At 49.6% G+C, this 20,994-nt stretch carries 17 protein-coding genes; 15 read left to right on the plus strand and 2 right to left on the minus strand.

Going from position 1 to position 20,994, the window contains the following annotated elements:
• Window positions 1-294 precede the first annotated feature (294 nt).
• Entirely contained in the window at window positions 295-1,758 is a 1,464-nt protein-coding gene (locus AC3WRW_RS27635; RefSeq protein WP_492549444.1) for a sulfatase family protein, read from the minus strand.
• A 248-nt stretch (window positions 1,759-2,006) separates the two neighbouring features.
• On the opposite strand from AC3WRW_RS27635, the gene AC3WRW_RS27640 reads away from it, so the two are divergent.
• The 11 genes from AC3WRW_RS27640 (at window position 2,007) to AC3WRW_RS27690 (ending at window position 14,463) form a co-directional block, all read left to right on the plus strand.
• Entirely contained in the window at window positions 2,007-3,638 is a 1,632-nt protein-coding gene (locus AC3WRW_RS27640; protein ID WP_492549445.1) for an extracellular solute-binding protein, read from the plus strand.
• Between the two features lie 107 nt (window positions 3,639-3,745).
• Window positions 3,746-4,639 carry an ABC transporter permease gene (locus tag AC3WRW_RS27645; RefSeq protein WP_492549471.1) on the plus strand — a complete coding sequence of 298 codons (894 nt, stop codon included), beginning with the start codon at window positions 3,746-3,748 and terminating at the stop codon, window positions 4,637-4,639.
• 24 nt (window positions 4,640-4,663) lie between these two features.
• Entirely contained in the window at window positions 4,664-5,539 is an 876-nt protein-coding gene (locus AC3WRW_RS27650; RefSeq protein WP_492549472.1) for a carbohydrate ABC transporter permease, read from the plus strand.
• Window positions 5,540-5,561: 22 nt separating this feature from the next.
• Window positions 5,562-7,865, plus strand: a complete 2,304-nt coding sequence (locus tag AC3WRW_RS27655) for an AraC family transcriptional regulator (RefSeq protein WP_492549446.1) — start codon at window positions 5,562-5,564, stop codon at window positions 7,863-7,865.
• 16 nt (window positions 7,866-7,881) lie between these two features.
• Window positions 7,882-8,034, plus strand: a complete 153-nt coding sequence (locus AC3WRW_RS27660) for a hypothetical protein (RefSeq protein ID WP_492549447.1) — start codon at window positions 7,882-7,884, stop codon at window positions 8,032-8,034.
• A gap of 814 nt (window positions 8,035-8,848) precedes the next feature.
• Window positions 8,849-9,673 (plus strand): class I fructose-bisphosphate aldolase, encoded by an 825-nt coding sequence (locus AC3WRW_RS27665; RefSeq protein ID WP_492549448.1) that lies wholly within the window; start codon window positions 8,849-8,851, stop codon window positions 9,671-9,673.
• A gap of 17 nt (window positions 9,674-9,690) precedes the next feature.
• Entirely contained in the window at window positions 9,691-10,848 is a 1,158-nt protein-coding gene (locus AC3WRW_RS27670; RefSeq protein WP_492549449.1) for a Gfo/Idh/MocA family protein, read from the plus strand.
• A gap of 2 nt (window positions 10,849-10,850) precedes the next feature.
• On the plus strand, window positions 10,851-12,080 hold the full coding sequence (locus tag AC3WRW_RS27675) for a carbohydrate kinase family protein (RefSeq protein ID WP_492549450.1): 1,230 nt from the start codon (window positions 10,851-10,853) through the stop codon (window positions 12,078-12,080).
• Window positions 12,077-12,625: a D-lyxose/D-mannose family sugar isomerase gene (locus AC3WRW_RS27680; RefSeq protein WP_492549451.1), complete on the plus strand. Its 549-nt coding sequence runs from the start codon at window positions 12,077-12,079 to the stop codon at window positions 12,623-12,625. Before AC3WRW_RS27675 ends, AC3WRW_RS27680 begins: the two co-directional genes overlap by 4 nt.
• Before the next feature lie 6 nt (window positions 12,626-12,631).
• Window positions 12,632-13,654, plus strand: a complete 1,023-nt coding sequence (locus tag AC3WRW_RS27685) for an aldose 1-epimerase family protein (RefSeq protein ID WP_492549452.1) — start codon at window positions 12,632-12,634, stop codon at window positions 13,652-13,654.
• 47 nt (window positions 13,655-13,701) lie between these two features.
• The gene (locus tag AC3WRW_RS27690) at window positions 13,702-14,463 is read left to right on the plus strand and encodes a DeoR/GlpR family DNA-binding transcription regulator (RefSeq protein WP_492549453.1); all 762 of its coding nucleotides are present in this window, start codon (window positions 13,702-13,704) and stop codon (window positions 14,461-14,463) included.
• A gap of 275 nt (window positions 14,464-14,738) precedes the next feature.
• Here AC3WRW_RS27690 and AC3WRW_RS27695 read toward each other — a convergent pair whose 3' ends face one another.
• Window positions 14,739-14,909: a hypothetical protein gene (locus AC3WRW_RS27695; RefSeq protein WP_492549454.1), complete on the minus strand. Its 171-nt coding sequence runs from the start codon at window positions 14,907-14,909 to the stop codon at window positions 14,739-14,741.
• Between the two features lie 266 nt (window positions 14,910-15,175).
• On the opposite strand from AC3WRW_RS27695, the gene AC3WRW_RS27700 reads away from it, so the two are divergent.
• From AC3WRW_RS27700 to AC3WRW_RS27715, 4 genes are all read left to right on the plus strand, one after another.
• Entirely contained in the window at window positions 15,176-16,084 is a 909-nt protein-coding gene (locus AC3WRW_RS27700) for an ABC transporter permease (protein WP_492549455.1), read from the plus strand.
• Between the two features lie 9 nt (window positions 16,085-16,093).
• Entirely contained in the window at window positions 16,094-17,023 is a 930-nt protein-coding gene (locus AC3WRW_RS27705) for a carbohydrate ABC transporter permease (RefSeq protein ID WP_492549456.1), read from the plus strand.
• 60 nt (window positions 17,024-17,083) lie between these two features.
• Complete coding sequence (locus tag AC3WRW_RS27710) at window positions 17,084-18,643, plus strand: DUF3502 domain-containing protein (RefSeq protein ID WP_492549457.1); 1,560 nt, start codon at window positions 17,084-17,086, stop codon at window positions 18,641-18,643.
• 92 nt (window positions 18,644-18,735) lie between these two features.
• On the plus strand, window positions 18,736-20,970 hold the full coding sequence (locus AC3WRW_RS27715) for an AraC family transcriptional regulator (RefSeq protein ID WP_492549458.1): 2,235 nt from the start codon (window positions 18,736-18,738) through the stop codon (window positions 20,968-20,970).
• The last annotated feature ends 24 nt before the right edge of the window (window positions 20,971-20,994 follow it).

Raw genomic sequence — 20,994 nt, forward strand, 5'->3', positions numbered from 1 at the left:
TTGGGCACGTACGGATCTGTGAGGGGCAAGGGGCACAATCCAAGACGGAAAGGCCCCGCCTACTCGACTATTTTGCTAGAAATAGTCCTTTTAGCAAGGGGATGGGAACTGGGAGCCGCTATTCCGTCATTCCGAGCAGCAAGTTAGATCATTGAGGCGAAATAAGACCCTGTAGTTACCCTCTTGCTCCTGAAAATCCGCTTATCGCCAAAATAAGGGAATACAGTTCCCACATCGCGTGGATCTCAAATTTATGATGGAATAAGACCAATTATCATGCCTATTCATTTGCTGTTACGCATGAAAAGAAGCATACCGATCCATAAACACCGGATAAACGTCATCCGGCAATTCCAACAAATCCCCTGTGGCCCGCATATGTTCTTTGATGTGTCCAAGCAGCGAAAGGATTTTATCCCGCTGAGCGTCTTCAAATGCGAGATTGACCCGTTCTTGGGGGTCATGCCCCGTATCGTACAATTCAAGAAATAGTTCGTCTTTAAACCAGTCCACTATGAGCTTAAAGTTTCCTTCGATCACGCAGCGCTGGAAGTTGCCTCTGGCTCCGTTGCCGTCAAACTGAATGAAAAGGCGCTCACGGTCTAATTGCCCGTCATGCACAAGCGGCAACAACGAGGTTCCCGCAACACCTTCGGGAATCTCAATGCCCAAAAAATCGCATAACGTCGGCAAGATATCTATAGCACTGACAAGAGCATCCGAATCACAGGCTCCGGTCTTGAAGCTTTCGGGGAATTTCATGAATAAAGGAGTGCGTACGGACTCTTCGTACATGCACATTTTCTGCCAGAGGCAATGGGAGCCGAGCATTTCACCGTGATCGCTGGTGAAGATAAGAAGCGTATCGTCATAGATTCCCTGCGCTTTTAATTCTTCAACGATTCGGCCTACGCAGTCGTCGAGCAGCCGGACAAGTCCGGCATACACGGTCCAAATCCGGTGCCAGTCCTCTCTGGAGTAACGGACCCCTATCGCGCCTGTCAGGTTGTAAAGCTGAAGCGGCGACTGGTTTTTGGCCCATACGCCCACATTCTCCGGAAGCGGTATATCTGCTTTTGCGTACATCGAATACCATGGATCCGGAATATCCAGCGGCGGATGGGGAGCGAGGAACATGGCGCTCAAGAACAACGGTTTCGTCTGATCCCGCTGCTGCAAAGCGCATAACGAATCGTTCAGGATGAATCCGTCGAAGAAAGCGTCAAACCCTTCTTCATAACATCCGGTCGCAGGAATGGAATATGTTGCGGCACGGGTTGTCGTTCCGCCTGCCATTTCCGGAACAATTCCTTGGAAAGCAGCTCCCCCAGGCGCTCGTTTTCCTTGCTCTTTGAGGTGCTTGGCATATCGACCCTCCAGCGGCAGCCAATGGGTTTGCGAGCGGACGGAACGATCGAAGCGATCCTCTGTCAGCAGATGCTGCTTCCCCGTATGCCAGCTGTCCCAATCTTTTTCAAGGAGCTTATATAAATTGGGGGTGTTCTTGCGCACGTATCCATGAGAGGCATCCTGCTCCTCCCAAGGATTGATTAAACAGCCGGTCTGATTCGGATACCGCCCCGTAAAGAACGATCCGCGTGCAGGAACACACAAAGGTGAGGCACAGTAAGCCCGGTTGAAACGGAAACTTTCCTGTGATAGCTTGTGGATATTGGGCGCGAATTCGGGAGTGAGCAGATCGATGCGCAATTGATCTGCCATAAGGATGACGACGTGCGGCTTCGTTTGATTGTTCATATGCAGTTCAACTCCTATGCAACTTCAAATCTCATACTAGCATTCACTCTACGTGCACATAAGAAAGACTGTCAATGAAGCTGACGGAGAAGTAACAAATCGGATACGCATATCGGAATCGGATACCGGCGGAAGTTGGTTTTGGATGATGCATCCATGATATCGCTGATTTCTAATCGCTCGCCGGCTAGCTAATATAGTTTTGTAACCGCTGTTACAGGGGGCCATAAAGGGAGGATGAAGGTCATATGCAAATTCGAAAGTCATCAAGTTCGAAAAGAAACCATAGGGCAAGCCTGCTGCTGATATGTCTTTTAGTAGGTAGCCTGGCTGCTGGATGTACGAATCAAGGTTCTACCGGCGAAAGCGCAGCAACTCCAAAAAGCTCGGATAAAAGTTCGGATAAGATCAGTTACAAATACTGGTCCCCGCTGAATCCGAATGCGGCATCGGTCGTCAAAAATTTGGGCGAAGTAGAGATGTATAAGAAACTGGAGAAGCGGACGGGAATCCATGCCGAGTTCTCTCACCCGCCACAGGGGAACGAGAAAGAGCAGTTCAATCTGTTAATCGCTTCACGAGATTTGCCTGACCTGGTTGAATATGACTGGATCACGTATCCGGGAGGACCGGAGAAGGCTATTAATGACAAGGTCATCATTAAGTTAAATGATCTGATTGATAAGTATGCGCCTAATCTGAAGAAGTATTTGAACGATCATCCGGAAAGCGCTAAGCAGGTCAAAACCGACAACGGCACCCTGTATGTGATTCCATCGCTCGGAATCGGCAAAGTGAATACGTTTAGCGGTCCCCTTATTCGTAAAGATTGGCTGGACGAACTGGGGCTGGCAGTCCCGGAGACGCTGGACGAGTGGACGAAGGTGCTGCGGGAATTTAAAACAAAGAAGGGCGTGGCGGCGCCGTACACGACTTATATCGATAAAGCGGATCCGAATAAGCTCAATGACTTCGTCGCCGGCGCGTTCGGGATCGGAAGAGATTTCTACTTGAACAACGGTCAAGTGAAATACGGTCCGATGGAGCCTGCCTACAAGGAGTATTTGAGCTTCCTGCGCAGCTGGTATAAAGAGGGATTGATCGATCCCGATTTTGGGGCCAATGATAAGAAAACGCTCGATTCCAAAATGACTTCGGGCAAGTCCGGGGCGGTCTTCGGCTATGCCGGCAGCAGCATTGGCGTCTACATGAAAAGCGGCGTGGAGAAGGATGCCAAATATAATCTGGTTGGCGCCCAATACCCGGTGCTCAAAAAAGGTGACGAGCCTCAGTTTGCCAACAAGGACTTTACGTACCGCTCCAAGGGAAGCGTAGCCATTACGACAGCGAACAAGCACCCGGAAGAGGCCGTAAAATGGCTTGACTACTTGTTCAGCGATGAGGGCCATATGCTGGCAACTTTCGGCGTGGAAGGAACCAGCTTTAAGATGGAAAACGGTTCTCCCAAATATACCGATTTGATCATGAAAAACCCGGATAAGCTCGCCGTCTCTCTCGCCATGACCAAATATACGCGTGCGAACTACCCGTCTCCCGGCTTAATCAACGATGATCGTTACCTGGAACAATTCTACGAGCTTCAGCAGCAAAAGGATGCGGTTCAGGTATGGGGGAAATTCGAGAAAAACACGGATAAAGTCAAAATGCCTTTAGTCAGCGCAACGCAGGAGGAATCGGAGCAGCTTGCTAAAATCATGGCGGAAGTCAGAACGTTCAGCGATGAAATGTACACGAAATTTATTATGGGCTCCGAGCCGGTCGATAACTTTGACCAGTACGTCAATCAGCTGAAGAAGATGAATGTTGAGAAGGCCATCCAACTGCAGCAGGCTGCGGTAGAGCGTTACAACAAAAGATAACGTTGAAAGAGGTGTAGGCTATGCCGCATTTGCCAAGTCATCCAGCGCTTGCGGCAAAAGCCCGTAAACCGGGGTCGCCTCCCCTTGCGGGCTTTTGCCGGCTTGCCATGAAAGATATTGTACGGAACAAGGCCATTTATGTCATGCTCCTTCCCGTTCTTCTTTATTATGCGATCTTTCAGTACGGTCCCATGTATGGGGCTGTCATCGCCTTCAAACAATTCGATTTGGCTGCGGGAGTTTGGGCCAGTCCGTGGGTAGGGTTTGATCATTTTCGCGAATTTTTCCAGGGATACTATTTCTGGCGGGTCATACGCAATACGTTTGCTATCAGCCTGCTGCAGTTGGTGTTCGCTTTTCCGGCACCGATACTGCTTGCGCTTTTATTGAACGAACTCACGCGAAAATGGTTTAAGCAGCTTGTTCAGACCGTCACCTATATGCCTCATTTCATCTCTCTGGTTGTCGTATGCGGGATGATCGCCCAATTTACATCGAGGGATGGCATCATTACGAATATCGTCGTTTGGTTGGGAGGAGAGAGAACCTCCCTGCTTGCTCACGCGGACAACTTCCGAACGATCTTCGTCACATCAGGCATATGGCAGCAGGTCGGTTGGGGCTCCATCATTTATTTGGCCGCATTGTCCGGCATTAACCCTGAGCAGTACGAGGCTGCGACTGTGGACGGGGCCGGCAGGTTCCGCAAGCTTTGGACCATCACGATCCCGGGTATTCTTCCGGTCATCGTCATCCTGTTTATTTTGCAGATCGGCCATATGATGGATGTTGGTTTTGAGAAAATCGTGCTGCTGTACAATCCGAATACGTATGAAACCGCTGACGTCATCAATTCGTTCGTGTATCGCCAAGGATTGGGAGGAAGCTTTGAATACAGCTTCACAACGGCAGTTGGCTTGTTTCAATCGCTCATCAACTTTACCTTGCTCATAAGTGCAAACTATATTAGCCGCAAGCTGAATGAAACGAGTTTATGGTAAAGCGCAGAAAGAAAGGCGGTTAGCATTGTGCACAAAAAATCATACGGCTCTGTGCTGTTCGATGCTTGTAATGTCGGGTTGATGTGTTTGTTCATCATCGTTACAGCGTATCCTTTCCTTTATGTCATTGTTGCTTCCTTAAGTAATTCCGATTTGCTGATGAGTCACAACGGCTTGTTATTTAAACCGCTAGGATTTCAAGTGGATGCTTATAAAATGGTGCTGAAGAACCCGAATATTGTTTCGGGTTACCGGAATACGCTGTTCATTGTCGTTGGAGGAACGATCCTCAATGTATGTTTAACTTCGCTGGCTGCGTATGCGCTGTCACGCAAATCGCTGCTGTTCGGGCGGCCGATTATGATCGCCATTGTGTTTACGATGTTTTTCTCGGGAGGTTTGATCCCTACTTATTTACTCGTGTATAATACTCTTCATCTGGGTAACAATCTGCTCGCCCTTGTTTTGCCGACAGCCATCTCGACATGGAATTTAATTGTCTTGCGAACGTCGTTTGCGGCCATTCCCGAAAGCCTGCTCGAATCGGCCAAAATGGATGGCGCAGGGGAATTTACGACTTTGTTTCGGATTGTTGTCCCCTTATCTATGCCCGCTATTGCCGTTATGATTTTGTTCTATGGTGTGGGTCATTGGAATTCATGGTTTCCGGCGATGATTTATTTGCGGGATCGTGAACTATATCCCCTGCAGCTGATTATGAGGGAGATTCTCCTTCAAAATAGTACGGATTCGATGACGGGCGCAGGGGACCAGTTCTCGATTGGAGAAAGTATCAAATACGCTACGATTGTTGTCGCTACCGTGCCGATCTTATTTGTATATCCGTTCTTGCAAAAGTATTTTGCGAAAGGCGTGATGGTCGGGGCCATTAAAGAGTAAGAAAATGAGAAGAGGAGGGGCGGTGATCGAATTGAAGAGAAGAATCAAATTTCAACGTTGGAGCATCTTGTGGTCATGGTTTCTCTCCTATTCGCTCATCCTGCTGATTCCTATCTTGATTGGTTTTTTTGTGTACGTGCAGGTCCGGCAGCTGGTGGAAACAGAGATCAACCGCGCCAATGCGGCACTTCTCCAGCAAGTCAAACAGGTCCTGGACGCGCAAATCGAGAGCGTCAATCGCATGAGCGTACAAGTTGCCTTCCTGCCTCAGGTCAGGGGGCTTCTCTATGCCGAACAGCCGTTGACCGAGCAGTCGCGGTATGCCATCACCTTGGCATTAAGCGAATTCAAAGGTTTAAGGATGGCCCACGAGATGGTCACCGATTCTTACATCTATTTTCGAAAAGGCAACTTTCTTCTGTCGCAAAGCGCTGTCTACGATCCCGACGATTATTATCAAACGCATCATGAAACGGCGAATAACCCGAGAAGCGAATGGTATTCGCTGCTTAACCGCAAGTATATGGGCGATTTGGTTGTGTACCCGTATACGAACGATGTCGGAATCACGAAACAGGCGATTCTCTACATGCGGTCTCTTCCCGCCGAAGACCGTGGGGAGCCGCTTGCTACGAGTGCCATCGTATTAGAGATGGAACGTTTTCAAGAACCGATTCAGAAAGTGAACTGGATTAATCAAGGTTCTGTTTTTATTTTAAATGAAGAGAACGGCGTTCTGGCATCGACCAAAGATATTCGCCTGCCTTCCTCCATTTCCTATGATCTGCTGCCCGGGAGCAGCGGTACGGTCTATGAAACCTGGGATGGGGAAAAAATGGCGGTGTCCTACATTTCCTCCGAAAGCGCCAAATTGAAATATATATCCGTGCTGCCTGTGAAAGTATTTCAGGAAAAATCTTCGTATATCCGCAATCTGACGATTGCTGGGCTTCTGGCAACGCTTATGATCGGCGCGGCAACGGCTTATTGGCTTGCCAGACGCAGCTATCATCCGGTACACAACCTTGTGCGTTCGCTGTCAAGCCAAGCCCAGTTTTCGCTGGCTGAAGTCAAGAACGAATATTCGCTAATTTTTCACGCACTCGATCAGCAAAATAAAGTGCTGCGCAATTATTTGTTCGAACGTTTGATGAAGGGGAGGTTGGAAGTGAATTTCCCGCTAAGTGAGGTATTGGAAACGTACGGTATCACGTTTATTGGTGAACGCTATGCTTTTTTGCTGATCTATATGGAAGATTACTCGGAAATGTTCAAAAATGAGCAGGGCGACAGCGAACGCCAGAGCAAGTTCGTTCAAATGATCGTAGGCAATATTGTCGAAGAAATGTGCCGGCAGCGGCATCTCGCCTATGTGACGGATTTGGACGATATGCTGGCTGTACTGATTAATGTGCAGGTCGGCTCGGACGAAGAGGTGCAGGAGGAGCTGTACCGGCTCATGGGTGAAGCGCGGCAGTTGATTAAAACGAAGTTCAATATTCATTTTACAACTTCAATAAGCCGTATCCACCTTTCGACCGGCGGTATTCCCATTGCCTATCTGGAAGCTTTGAAAGCCATGGAGTACATGATGCTGATGGGCAGTACGGAAATCATCCAGTATGAACAATTGCAGAGCCATGAACCCGAGTACTGGTTTACTTGGGAGAAGGAACAACGGCTGATCACAGCGATCAAGGCGGGGGAGACCGTTCTGACGCTTGCGATTCTCGACGAGGTCTTCGACGCTATGCACGCTCATAAGCTTCTGCCAATCGAGATGGTCCGATGCTTTCTTTTCGATATGGCCGGGACGGTTATGAAAGCTTTGTATGAAGCGGACTACAGCCGTGTGTCCATGACGGACCAGCAGAAGGCTTTATGGCGGTTATTGGAATGCGAAAATGTAAACGATATTCAAAAGGGTTTGTCTGACATTTTGGGGCAAATTACGAATGACTTAAGTCAGAAAAAAAGCCGCCCTTCAGCCCTGGTAGATGAGTTGACAGTCTATATCCAGGCGCATTACCAGGAAGCTAATTTGGGAGTGGCTGCTATTGCCGAACATTTTGGCATGAATCCGGTCTATTTGACCCGCGTCTATAAAGAGCATACTAAAGATACCTTGCTGGATGCCTTAAATAAGGCGAGAATACACGCAGCCAAAAATCTGCTCGCGGGTGGCGATCTTGCCATCAAAGATATCGCCGAACAAGTCGGTTTCTTTAGCAGCAATACGTTTATTCGCACGTTTAAGAAGATGGAAGGTATTACGCCCGGGATGTACCGGGACATGCTGAAGGGGATTACGAAGTCCGAGCATTGATCGGAATGTTGAAGATGTGAAAGCTGTCGAGGATGTCAAGGATGTCGAGGATGTGAAGGATGTCAAGGATGTCAATGATGTCAATGATGTCAATGATGTCAAGGATGTCAAAGCTGTCAAGGATGTCAAGGATGTTAAAGCTGTCAAAGCTGTCCAGGCATTCTCCTAAGACGCCTTTGCTTGCAAGATTTAAAGCTCCCAATGCCTTGTTGTTAAGGTGTTTGGGAGCTTTTTTGGCATTATGGCCGGGGAGCTTTCCAGTCTCCAGTTTAAATGCTTGGCTGGAAGATAGGGGGAACTACAAGCCGCTATTTTGAAGAAAAGATCCCTTTGCGTGAGGGAGAGGGAACTGGAGGCCGCTATTTCACCATCCCTGCAGCACGATAGACTGTTGAGGCGAAATAAAACCCTGCAGTTCCCCTTGGGCGCCCGAAATTCCACTTTTCGCCGAAATAAGGGAATGGAGTTCCCATTACTATGGGGGGGCATTCCAGCCGCTTGAGCAGACGTAATGGTGTTAGCGCAGTTCCTGTCGCCAACGGACAGAGAGGCTCTTATTCGATGGAAAAGAACCTTTTCGCCAGAGGGACGGACACCAGCGCTGTTACTTGCTCACTTGAGCATCGATTTTGCCCTGAAATTGGAAAATAAAGTCTCTGTTGTCCGTTAGCAGAGAGCCACGACGCTTTCCGCGAATATAACGGTCGCTGTGTCCGAAACGTGATAAGACATAACCTTCCTTCAACCGAATCGGGTAAGAGAAGTCGATGGCCGCGCTCGATTTTGAGGAACGGTTGGAATTCCTTACCCAATTCTCTCCCCCGTACGCTCCAACGCATGAGTTTAGACAAGGACCTAGCCGCAGGCTGGTTTTTTACTGCAAAGATATAGACAAATGTTTGTTTATAACATAATATAATGTTATAAACAAACATTTCTTAAAGGAGGCGATTTTATTGTCGCGAAAACCAAGACTAAATCGCATGTTCAGCGAACAAGGCAAATGTTTCGACGTTGCCATCGATCACGGATTTTTTAACGAGGCCTCATTTCTATCCGGTATTGAAAATATGAAGCAAGCCATTTCGACCATTGTGGAAGCAGGGCCCAATTGCATTCAGTTAAGCGTCGGTCAGGCGGCGCATCTGCCATCGATTCCCGGCAGCCGGAAAATCGGGCTCGTTTTGCGAACAGATGTAGCGAACATTTACGGTCATACGCTGCCCAGCTATTTGTTCAGCGAGCTTATCGATAAGGCGATTGAGCAGGCTGTCCGCTTGGATGCGGTGTCCGTATGCGTCAATCTGCTGCTGCTGCCCAATCAGCCTGAACTTCATTACCAGTGCGTCAAGAACGTGGCTAAGCTCAAAACGGAATGCGAGAAATACGGCATGCCGCTCATGGTAGAGCCGCTGGTTATGCTGGCCAATGAAACGAAAGGCGGGTATATGGTAGACGGCGATATTCAGAAGATCATGCCGCTAGTTCGTCAAGCGGTTGAATTGGGAGCGGATGTCATTAAAGCTGATCCTTGCGATGATGTTCAAGAGTATCACCGCGTGATCGAGGTTGCTTCCGGAATACCTGTGCTTGTGCGCGGAGGCGGAAGAGCCAGCGATGAGGAGATCGTAAGCCGTACGATCGAATTGATGAAGCAAGGTGCATCCGGCATTGTGTATGGACGCAACGTCATTCAGCACGAGAATCCTTCCGGTATGACAAAAGCGCTGATGTCCATCGTCCACGAGGGAGCCACGAAGGAGCAGGCAATGGCTTACTTGGCTGCGCCTAGCGGTATTTTCAAATAAAAGGAGAGCACCTGGCTATGTCTAAAACAAACATACGCTTCGGCGTTATCGGCTGCGGTTTAATGGGCAAAGAGTTTGCCAGCGCGGCAGCACGCTGGTGTCATCTTACGGGGATTGATTTTGTGCCGAAAATTACGGCAGTCTGCGACGCGAACGAGGCTGCTGCGCAATGGTTCAAAGAGAACGTATCCAGCGTGGAAGCTGTATACACGGACTATAAGGAACTCCTCGCAGATCCTTCGGTCGATGCGGTTTATTGCGCAGTCCCGCATAATCTTCATGCGCAAATTTATGTGGATATTATTACGGCAGGCAAGCATTTACTGGGCGAAAAGCCATTCGGCATCGATCAAGCGGCCAATCAGCTTATCCTGGAGGCCATTGCCCGGCATCCGCAGGTGATCGTTCGCTGTTCCTCGGAGTTTCCTTTTTTCCCGGGAGCGCAGCAGATCTATCAATGGGTGCAAGAACGCAAATTCGGTAAAATCATTGAAGTTGAAGCGGGCTTCTGGCATTCCAGCGATTTGGACCCAACCAAAGTCATCAATTGGAAAAGGCGAATAGCGACGAATGGCGAATATGGATGTATGGGCGATCTGGGCATGCATGTTTTGCATCTTCCGATGCGTTTTGGCTGGAAGCCCAAATCCGTTCGTGCTTTACTGTCCAAAATCGTGCCGGAACGACCGGACGGACAAGGGAACATGGTTCCTTGCGAAACGTGGGACAACGCCATTCTGGCGTGCGAGGTGGACAGCGAAGACCAGCAGTTCCCGATGGTTCTATCCACGAAACGGATTGCTCCAGGGCATGCCAATACGTGGTTTATACGCATCACGGGAACTGAAATGTCGGCCGAATTCACGACGAAAAATCCGAAACAGGTCGCTTCACTGCCCTATTCGCCAGGAGGCGTTCAGGCTTGGCATCTCGTAGATGCTCCCTACAAATCGGCTTATGGAACGATTACCGGAGGTATTTTCGAGTTCGGCTTCTCGGATTCTATTTTGCAAATGTGGGCCGCGTTTTGCGATGAGCTGGCGCACGGCAAGCAAACGCAGCAGCCTTTCTACTGCGCAACGCCGGAAGAGACCGCATACAGCCACCGTATTTTCACAGCAGCATTGGAATCAAATAAGAAGGGGCAAACCATTTCAATAGATTGGAGAGGTTAGCTTTGAGCCGTCAGGTTGCGGAAGTTATCGTCGCGGGGCATATTTGTTTGGATATTATACCGGCGTTGGATGATAAACAGTCCGGAATGGGTGCTTTACTCGTTCCGGGTAAGTTAGTGAATATAGGTCCCGCTGTGATTTCAACGGGAGGCGCTGTTTCGAACACGGGGATTGCCCTTCATCGGCTTGGCAGCCAAGTCAAACTGATGGGGAAAATCGGCAAGGATCCGTTCGGCGAAGCTATCCTTGCGCATTTGCGGCAGCAGGATGAATCCCTGGTAGAAGGGATGATCCTAACGCCCGGGGAACATAGCTCTTATTCCATCGTAATCAGTCCCCCTCATACGGACCGTGCCTTTTTGCATGCAACGGGCGCTAATGATACGTATTCCGCTGCAGATGTTAAAATCAAGCAGCTCGAGGGAGCGCGATTATTTCATTTTGGTTATCCGCCCCTCATGCGGAGAATGTATGAACATAACGGCTCTGAATTGACCCGTATGTTGAAGCAGGTCAAAGCCTGCGGATTAACCGTCTCCTTGGATATGGCTAAGCCCGACCCAGAATCGGACGCCGGGAAGGCGGATTGGATCGCCATTTTGGCCGATGCGCTGCCTTATGTGGATATCTTCATGCCCAGCTTCGAAGAAGTTCTCTATATGCTGAATCGTGAACGCTTTCATCAGTTAGCGAAGGAAGCCCCTTCAGGCGATTTGCTGTCTCTAGCGACCGGATCGCTGTTATCCGAGCTGTCGACGCAATTATTGGAGATGGGCGCAGCGATTGTTGTGCTCAAGTTTGGTGAACACGGTCTATATGTTCGTACGACTTCTGATGAGGGCCGCCTATCGGCAATGGGGCGCTGTAAGCCGTCTCCAAGCATGCTCAAGGAGTGGCTGGGCTGCGAATTTATTACCTCCTGCTTTGAAGCAGAGGTGAAAGGGACAACAGGAGCGGGAGATTGCACGATAGCAGGCTTTCTTTTTAGCTTATTAAAAGGAACGACGATCGAAGAAGCCATTCACACGGCTGTAGGCGTAGGCGCATGCAATGTGGAGCAGCCCGATGCAACAAGCGGCATTCCTCCTTGGTCGGAGGTTGTCAGCCGAATCGAACGGGGATGGGCCAAGCGCAAGATGAATCTTGACTTGACCGATTGGTCGATCAACGAGCGGCAGCTGTGGATTGGACCGCATGATAAAGGGTACCGGACAGGAAGGGATGCCGAATGAAAAGAAGCGAGGTTGTACGCGCGCAAAAGCAAGCGGCGGCGATGTTGGAGGGCAGCGGCATAGCGCTGACGGAGCATGAAAAGGAGCAGATCGAAGTCGCCGGATTCGGCCTCGGTCAGCTTGATCTGCAGGGCTTGCAGTTGGTTACGTATGTGAATACGGATCGATATTGCGCCAAGGAATTAGTGCTGTTTGCCAACCAAACGTGCCCTGAGCATTTGCATCCGCAGGTACAAGGCGAACAAGGTAAAATGGAAACATTCCGCTGCCGCTCAGGAAACGTGTATTTATATGTAGAAGGAGAGGCAGCGCCTGTCATTCAAGCGAAAATACCGGCAGGCAGCGAGGCCTATTACACGGTGTTCCATGAAGTGGCGCTGTCGCCTGGAGAACAGTATACCATTCACCCTGGCGTCAAGCATTGGTTTCAGGCAGGTGACGAGGGAGCCGTCATTTCTGAGTTTTCCAGCACGAGTCGGGATGAGTATGACATTTTCACCGATCCGCGAATTCTGCGCATGCCTGTGATTCAGGAAGATGAGTAGGCTTGCATGAGACTGTACGGGAAAGAGTGGACGAGGCGGGAGTTGGAGGCCCGTGTAGGCCGGATCGAGCAAATTGCCGGCATACGGCGTTTCATGGGCACGGAAGGGAAAGAAGCGGGCGTTGAGCAGATTCAAGTCCGCACCGGAGCAGGACTTAGCTATTATGTTACGCCCACGAAGGGGCTGGACATTTCATTGGCGGAATTCCATGGGGTGCCGATCAGCTGGCAATCCTGCAACGGCGATGCGCACCCCATGTTTTATGAGGGGGAAGGCAGCGGCTGGCTGCGAACGGCATCAGGCGGTTTGCTGATGACCTGCGGGCTCATGCAAGTCGGGTCATCCTGCGAAGATCAAGGCGAGAGGCTTGGACTGCATGGCCGCATGCATCATACGCCTGCGAGCCAGGTTTCTGCCGAAAGCAGCTGGAACGAAGATGAAATGGAAATGAGAATAGCTGGATGTGTGGAAGAGACATCGATATTCGGAGGTCGCCTGCGCTTAACGAGGCAAATTCGCAGCAGGCTAGGAGCGAATTCCCTTCTCATTCAGGACGAGGTGAGGAATACAGGCTTTGCACGTTGTCCGCATATGATTCTTTATCACTTTAATTTCGGTTTTCCTTTGTTAAGCGAAGAGACGACGATAAACTTCCATTCGGCAGCGGTGCAAGCGCGTGAGCAGGAGACACCGACGGATGGATATCAGGTATGGCATGCCCCGGATAAGGATTATCAAGAGCGAGTGTATTACCACCGTACAAGCAGCAATCCGCTGGTGCAGATCGACAACCCGAATTTCCCTCTCCATACTGGAGGGGCGCACGTTCGGGTTTCGCTGCAATGGTCGGCCAATACGCTGCCAAATTTGGTCCAATGGAAAATGCCCGGGGCCGGCACGCATGTGTTGGGTATTGAGCCTGCCAATTGTTACGTCGCAGGCAGAAGGGCAGAGCGTGAGCGCGGATCGCTCGTCTTCCTTGAACCGGGGGAAACCGTCAACTATGAAATAAGGTTGAACCTTGCGTGAGATGTTGGGATAATAGAGACATCGAAATGAAGGAAATGAGGGTGCTCATGACGCAGCAGCAACTGAACCAACGCCAGCAAATCATCCTCGAGCGGATGGGACATGCCGGTGAGGTGAAACTTGCCGAGTTAAAAGAAATGTTCGAAGTGACGGAAATGACCCTGCGCAGGGACATGGAGAAGCTGGAGCAATGGGGGTATATCCGCCGGACCTTTGGCGGGGCTATTTTGCAGGGCAAAGATATCGCCCTGCATGAACGGACGAATGTCCACATCGAGGAGAAGATGCGGATCGGCAAGCGGGCGGCGAGCTTGGTGGGGGTCGGAGACTCCATCTTCCTGGATGGGGGCTCGACGACGCTGCAGATCGCCAAGTTTTTGGTACCGGACCGCAGCATCACCGTGGTCACCAACGCGCTTAACATTGCCGCTGAGCTCCAAGGCAAGCGGATTCCGACGATCGTCGTCGGAGGCATGATGATGGATGACACGGCGACGCTGGTCGGGCCCGTTGCCGCTGCGGCCATCGCGAAGATGGCGTTCAACCGTGTGTTCATCGGAACGACAGGCATCACCGCGCAGCACGGCTTCAGCAACTCGAACATGCACGAGGCGGAAATCAAGCAGCTCGCGATCGCGAAAGCTGCGGAAGTGAACGTTGTGGCGGACAACACGAAGTTCGGCAAACAGGATTTGTTCTCATTCGCGCCCCTGCACGGCGTGCATCGTATTATTACGGATAGCCCGCCGGATGAGACGTTAAGCGCTGTTTTACAGGAAGCTTCTGTAGATATCCTGATAGGCTCTTGATTTTAGGCAAGAAACAAAGAAATCTCTCTTTAGATTGGATGGATGGTATCCCCATTCCGCTAAAGAGAGGTTTCTTTTTTTGTTCTTAATGGGAATGCAGGGACGGGGAGTCTCCATGCCTCGCTTGATGGAGGCTGATGTGACAGCTGAGACGTCGTTTTTCAGTGTTAAAGTAGGCGGAGAAAGCAAAAGGTTGAAGTTAACGCTGCAAAACGAGCTAAAAGTTGTGGAATAGCCCCTCCTCCCCTCACCTTCGCTAACGGACCGAGCTGCCCTTATTCGATGGGATAGAACCTCTTCGAGTATGTAACGGACACCAGCGCTGTTACCTGCTCACTTGGAGAGTGATTTCGCCCCGAAATCGGCAAATAAGGACGCTGGAGTCCGCCAGCAGAGTGACATAACGCTTCTCGCGAAGATAACGGCTGCTGTGTCCGAAGCGTCACGAGACATAGAACCCCTTCAACCGAATCGGGATAAGAGAAAGCTCCCCACGCTCCAACAGGACCTAGCCGCAGGCTGGGTCCTTATTTAGTTTCCGCAAGTTCCCCAAGTTCCACAAGCTCCCCAAGTTCCATTTCCGCGCCTAAGTTTGAAATCTGACTTTTCGGCCGGAATAAGCAGTATTCGAACTATGCAGACTCATCCGGATTCATTAAGGTAAGGGTGCAGACAGCAGCAACGTCAACAGACAGGAAGGAGTATCAGGCTTATGAGCTTCATTAGGGAGATTTCAAGGAACCGTCAGCTGTACGTATTGGCCGTTCCGGGCATTATCTTTTTGGCGATCTTCTCCTACATTCCGATGATGGGACATTTGATTGCGTTCCAACGCTTTCAACCGGTCAAAGGGATTTGGGGAAGCAAATGGGTGGGCTTTGACAATTTCAAGTTTTTTTTCGGAGGACACGATTGGGTGCGAGTCACGTTCAATACCCTGTATCTGAACCTGCTCTTTCTCATCTTCGGTATAGGGATGGCCATCGTTCTGGCGATTATCGTGAATGAAGTCAGGTCGACGCTCTTCAAGAAATTGAGCCAGTCGCTCATTTTCCTTCCCTATTTTATTTCCTGGTTGGTGGTCAGTCTGATGATGCTCGCTTTTATGAGCACGGAAGGCTTGATGAACAGCTTGCTCAAGAGCTTGGGGATGGATACGATAAATTGGTATCAAAGTGTGCATCTGTGGCCGTTTCTTTTAACACTTGTGTACATCTGGAAGTTTTCTGGCTACTATTCCATCATTTTTTTGGCCGCGATTGTTGGCATTTCCAACGAATACTACGAATCGGCGAAGATCGACGGGGCGACCCGGTTCCAGCAAATCCTGCATATCACGATTCCTTCGATCCGCTCGGTGATCGTCGTGCTGATGCTGCTCGGTGTCGGACGTATTTTCTTCGGGGACTTCGGCATGATCTACGGAATTATCGGGGACAATTCGATTCTGTATCCTACCACCGATGTCATTGATACGTATTCGTTCCGTGCACTCCGCCAGCTGGGCAACTTCGGCATGTCTTCGGCCGTCGTGCTGTATCAATCGTTGATGGGCCTGATCACCATCCTCATTTTTAACCGAATCGCGAAGAAAATTGATTCCGATTCCAGTCTTTTTTAGGAGGAGCTTATGGAAGTCACCGTTATGGCAGCACCTGATAAAACGGCCCGAACGCGAATCCAATCGGATACGTCCTGGCGTGAGAAACTGTTTCTAGGTTTCATCTATGTATTCATTGCAGCTTTCAGCCTTGTTTGCGTGATTCCCTTCTGGATCGTCTTGGCGGATTCTTTCGCTTCCGAGGCCAGTTTCCTCCAATATGGGTATCAAATTCTTCCCAGCGAGTGGAGTCTGGACGCTTACAAGTATTTGCTGCAAGGGGGGCAATTCCTCACCAGCTACAAAAATTCTCTCATCGTCACCATTGCGGGAACCGTGCTGGCCGTCATCATGACCTCTATGTTCGCCTATGTGCTGGCGCATCCGAAGGTGAAATACCGCCATGTCCTTTCCTTCTTAACCTACTTGGCGATGGTTCTCGGCGGCGGCTTAGTTGGCTTCTATATCATGGTGACCAATTGGCTTCACCTGAAGGACTCTTTGTGGGCGCTCATTCTTCCCTATTTGCTGAATCCTTTCTATGCGTTCATTCTCGTTGCTTTCTATAAATCGCTGCCTTATGAAATTAACGAGGCCGCAACGATTGACGGTGCAGGGGATATTCGCCTTTTCTATAAAATTATTGTACCGATCTCCACACCGGTCATTGCGACGGTTTCGCTTTTTTATGCGATTCAGTATTGGAACGACTGGTATTTATCGTTGCTGTTCATCGACAATTATAAACTGCATCCCTTGCAGCTGATGATCCGCCAATTAATATCGAATCTCAATGTTTCCTCTTATGTCGGCGGAGGGGCCAGCTATCAAGTATCGGCTCCGACGAGCGCCATTCAATTGGCAACGGTTTGTCTAACGATCGGTCCGATCGTGTTCCTCTATCCTTTTCTGCAAAAGTATTTCGTGAAAGGCATTACGATTGGCGCTGTAAAAGGTTAAGTTCAGGACGGCTTCACCCGAGTCTCTCGGTTTAACATATTTCTACAGGAGGTCGCAACAATGAATCGAACAAAATGGACAGGTACCGCTCTAACGATGGTGATGCTGGCAAGTGTGCTTGTGGCCTGTACGAGTAAAAATGCCGAGCCGGCTGCGACAAATGCGCCTGGCAGTACGGCAAATGCCGTGGGAGCGAAGAAGCTGGACCCCGTCACGCTCAAAATTATGGTGCCCGGAGACAGGCCCAAAGATTTCGACGCCGTGATTCAGGAAGCGGAGAAAAGGATGGCGGGTTCCCTAAACGTGAAATTGGACGTTGTCTTCGTGCCATGGGCCGATCTGGCTCAGAAAACGCAGGTTACGCTTTCATCCGGCGAAAACATCGACTTGATCTTCGATGCGCCGTGGCTGCATCTGACGCAGCAAATCGCCGCCGGCAGCTATGAGCCGCTTGATGATCTGCTCAAGCAGTACGGGCCGAACATTCTTAAGAACCGTCCGCAGCAAATGTGGGATGCTAACAAATTCGACGGAAAAATCATGGGCATCCCCAACGGCAACTCCTTTGTTCAGGGACGTGTTTACTACGTGAGGAAGGATCTTCGCGAACAGCTTGGCATCGCCCCCATCAAAACCTATGACGATTTGATCAAATTTGCCTATGCGGTAAAAGAGAAGGTGCCGAACATCACGCCGCTGGTGCCGGCCGGTCAAGATGTGAACAAAGGCCTCTCGGAAGGCGCATTCCGGCATTATTGGGCGGATAATAAGGCCAATATTCAACCAAGTCCTGCGTTATCCGAATCCCTCACGTTGTACACCAAGAACAATGATGGCAAAGTGTACAATCTGTTTGATGAGATGGATCCGATGGTATGGTCATGGATTCAAAATGCCCGCAAACTGTATCAGGATAAGGTCATCAGCCCGGATGTACTGGCTATCAAAGATGTCATGGAGCCGGCCAAACAAGGCAAAGCGGCGATCATTGCCAGTAATGATTTTGGCGTGAAGGACGATATCCAGAAAGCCCTAAAAAGCGGCAATCCCAAGGCGGAATTCGAAGCTGTCACATTTATGAATCTGAATAAAGGCGCTGTCTTGACGAACTCGCTGCAGTACAATTTCATCTCGGTTCCTGTCGTGAGCAAGCACAAAGAGCGGGCCATTCAGTTCCTGGATTGGGCCAATCAGAAGGATAATTACGATCTGTTAGTGTATGGAGTCAAGGATAAGAACTGGGAAGCGATCGGAGACGACCAGTATACGTTCAAAGGCGACGGCTACACCTGGTTCCCTTATGTATGGATTTGGAATCCGACGACAGACCGGCAGGATGCCAGCCAAAACGAGGAGACCAAGAAGCTGAACAAGTGGACGGCGGATGCCAGCAATTTCACGATCGACAAGCTGTCCGGGTTTACGTTCAACAACGCGCCGGTCAGCAACGAGATTTCCCAATACACCAGTATTGAGGCCAAATACTATTCCGCTTTGTTCAACGGGGTTGTCGATCCTGACGCTTATTGGGCCAAATTCAAAGCCGAAGCGGCGCCTTTAGCGAAAAAAATTCAACTCGAAGAGCAGAAGCAAATTGACGCCTTTCTTGCAAAAAAGTAAAAATCAAACCTCAGAATCAATTTTGGAACCTCACAGTTCTTCCTAAATGTGCTTTAATAAATAGGGACAAGAAACGATGAAGGGGAGTTCAGATGCTGAGATTTCTGCCAGAAAAAACGTACCTTCGCAATTTTTTGAATATGGGACTGCTGTTTACAGTAATCATCCTGTTGTTCTCCTATTTATTAAGGCAGCAATATTCCAAACAGGCTTATGAGGATATCAACCAATTGATGGCAACGAAGACCGACAGTTTGAGTCAAGGCTTCGAGTATCAGCTGGACCACCTTCGTTCCTATGCGTTGAACATTTACCAGGACCCCGAGATTACGAATTGGCTGCTGTCCGATCAGAGCGAGCCCTTATCTACGGCGGCGGCCTTCAGATCCGTTTCTAAATATATGAGTCTGCAATCGTTCATCGCCTCGACGTACTTGGTGAACATGAAGACGGAGCAGGTCATTAATTCGAAAGACGGCATTCATACTTTTGCTAATTTTGAAGATCAGGCGATGCTCACGCGTGTCCGCAATCAGCCGCCGACGATGCTCCGATTTTTCGATCATACACTGGCTAACGAATCTTACTTGGCGTTGACGGTGCCATCCAACCGTTCCAAAATCGCTAGCCAGGGGTATGTCGTTATTTTGCTGAACAAGAGTTTGCTGGAAAAGTATTTGCTGCAAAATTTGAATGATGCGACGGCCAATATTTTGATTGTGGATGGCAATCAGCAGGTCATTCTCGGAGGCTCCGACGCCTTCGATGCCAAGCAGCTGCTCCAGCCGGATTTGAAAAATCATCAAGTATATTTGGACCATAATGTGTATTTGATTCATGCTCACGCGTTTCAGGTGGAGGATTGGACCCTCTACTCGATCGTAAAACTGAAGGATATCAGCAAAAATATTGACAGGATCGAACTGGAAATTCTGGGCATGTGCTTGTTTCTGCTCATTCTGCTGTCGGCTCTGACCTTCTGGAACTCGCGGCGTCATTTCATGCCATTCAGCCAATTGGCCACCCAAATGAAGGAAGCGGTCGCTTCAACTTTGCCTGTGGCGGAGAACAAGCATCCTACAGAGTTTTCGATTATTAAATCAGGCTTGGATCATATGGTCAAAACGATGGAGGAGATGAACAGCGTCATTCGCAACCATCACGAAGTGATTAAGAACGAGTTCCTGCGGCAGTGGCTGCTGCAAGGTAGGTACAATGAGGCTTTTCTCGAAACGGGGAGTGCGCGTCTGCAGAAACTGCTGAGCTCGGACATTTATTTGGCGGTCATGCGTATTAACCGGTTTCAAGCGTTCTCGGATCGTTATTCGTACGCATCGAGGAAGCTGCTCATTTATGCGATGGGCAATATCGCCGGAGAAGTGCTGGAGAAGCATGGCTTCGTATCCGAGACCGTCGATCTGGGAAGCGATCATGTGGCTGTGATGATTAGCGGCGACTTGCATCCCATGAATCTTACGGAGGCTGTCTATCAAGCTAGAGAAGAGATCGGCCATTGGCTGCAATTCCATGTTACCGTAGCGCTAAGCGGACGGACAGAGGTGCATAGCAATATGCGAAGCGTATATGACCGCACGTATGACCTCACCTTGCTGCGATTTTTTAATGAGCAGGATAAAGTGTACGTGGAAGACGATTTGGGTGATTATTGGTCCGAACAACAGTCCGATTTCGATGAAAATCTGGTGCAAGAGCTGATTCAATCTGTGCGCAAAGCGCAGAAGGAGAAAGTGCGCGAGCAGTTGGACGAATTATTCGCGAAGCTGCAGACTCTGTCGTATACGGAGTGCCAGTTCCAGTTGAAGCTGCTGCTGTTCTACATTTTCAAAGCGTTCAATAAAGTCATGTCTGACCAAGAGCCCGGCGGTGTCGATTTGCTTCTTCAGAAGTTCGATACTTTGCTGGATGTGAAGGAATGGGTGTACAGCCAGTTCGTTACCATTATCGACAGCGTTGCGCTCAAGCATTCCGCCTCCAACCGGAAGGAGGAACTGGCTTCGGAGATGTTCGACTATGTCAAGCAGCATTTCCATGACCCGATGCTTACATTAGAAAGTATTGCCGATTATTTAGTGCTTTCCGTCAGCTATGTTCGGCTTGTTTTCAAAGAAACGTATCTCATCACACTGTCTGATTTCATTCATCAGGAGCGTCTGGAGCAAGCCAAAAAGCTGCTCGTATCGACGGATTTGCCGGTGCTTCACATCGCGGAACGCTCGGGATTCCAGTCGAAAACGACGTTTTTTACCTCATTTAAAAAGTACACGGGCTTAACGCCTAATCAGTACAGGGAGCAAAACAACGACTAATCATTCGAAATCATTCAAAATTTC

Source organism: Paenibacillus sp. FW126-R14 (assembly GCF_058789495.1).

Coding starts and splice junctions, on each gene's coding strand:
- AC3WRW_RS27640 (WP_492549445.1), top strand. CDS start 2,007: ATGCAAATTCGAAAGTCATCAAGTTCGAAAAGAAACCATAGGGCAAGC.
- AC3WRW_RS27680 (WP_492549451.1), top strand. CDS start 12,077: ATGAAAAGAAGCGAGGTTGTACGCGCGCAAAAGCAAGCGGCGGCGATG.
- AC3WRW_RS27705 (WP_492549456.1), top strand. CDS start 16,094: ATGGAAGTCACCGTTATGGCAGCACCTGATAAAACGGCCCGAACGCGA.
- AC3WRW_RS27635 (WP_492549444.1), bottom strand. CDS start 1,758: ATGAACAATCAAACGAAGCCGCACGTCGTCATCCTTATGGCAGATCAA.
- AC3WRW_RS27715 (WP_492549458.1), top strand. CDS start 18,736: ATGCTGAGATTTCTGCCAGAAAAAACGTACCTTCGCAATTTTTTGAAT.
- AC3WRW_RS27690 (WP_492549453.1), top strand. CDS start 13,702: ATGACGCAGCAGCAACTGAACCAACGCCAGCAAATCATCCTCGAGCGG.
- AC3WRW_RS27645 (WP_492549471.1), top strand. CDS start 3,746: ATGAAAGATATTGTACGGAACAAGGCCATTTATGTCATGCTCCTTCCC.
- AC3WRW_RS27685 (WP_492549452.1), top strand. CDS start 12,632: ATGAGACTGTACGGGAAAGAGTGGACGAGGCGGGAGTTGGAGGCCCGT.
- AC3WRW_RS27665 (WP_492549448.1), top strand. CDS start 8,849: ATGTTCAGCGAACAAGGCAAATGTTTCGACGTTGCCATCGATCACGGA.
- AC3WRW_RS27710 (WP_492549457.1), top strand. CDS start 17,084: ATGAATCGAACAAAATGGACAGGTACCGCTCTAACGATGGTGATGCTG.
- AC3WRW_RS27700 (WP_492549455.1), top strand. CDS start 15,176: ATGAGCTTCATTAGGGAGATTTCAAGGAACCGTCAGCTGTACGTATTG.
- AC3WRW_RS27670 (WP_492549449.1), top strand. CDS start 9,691: ATGTCTAAAACAAACATACGCTTCGGCGTTATCGGCTGCGGTTTAATG.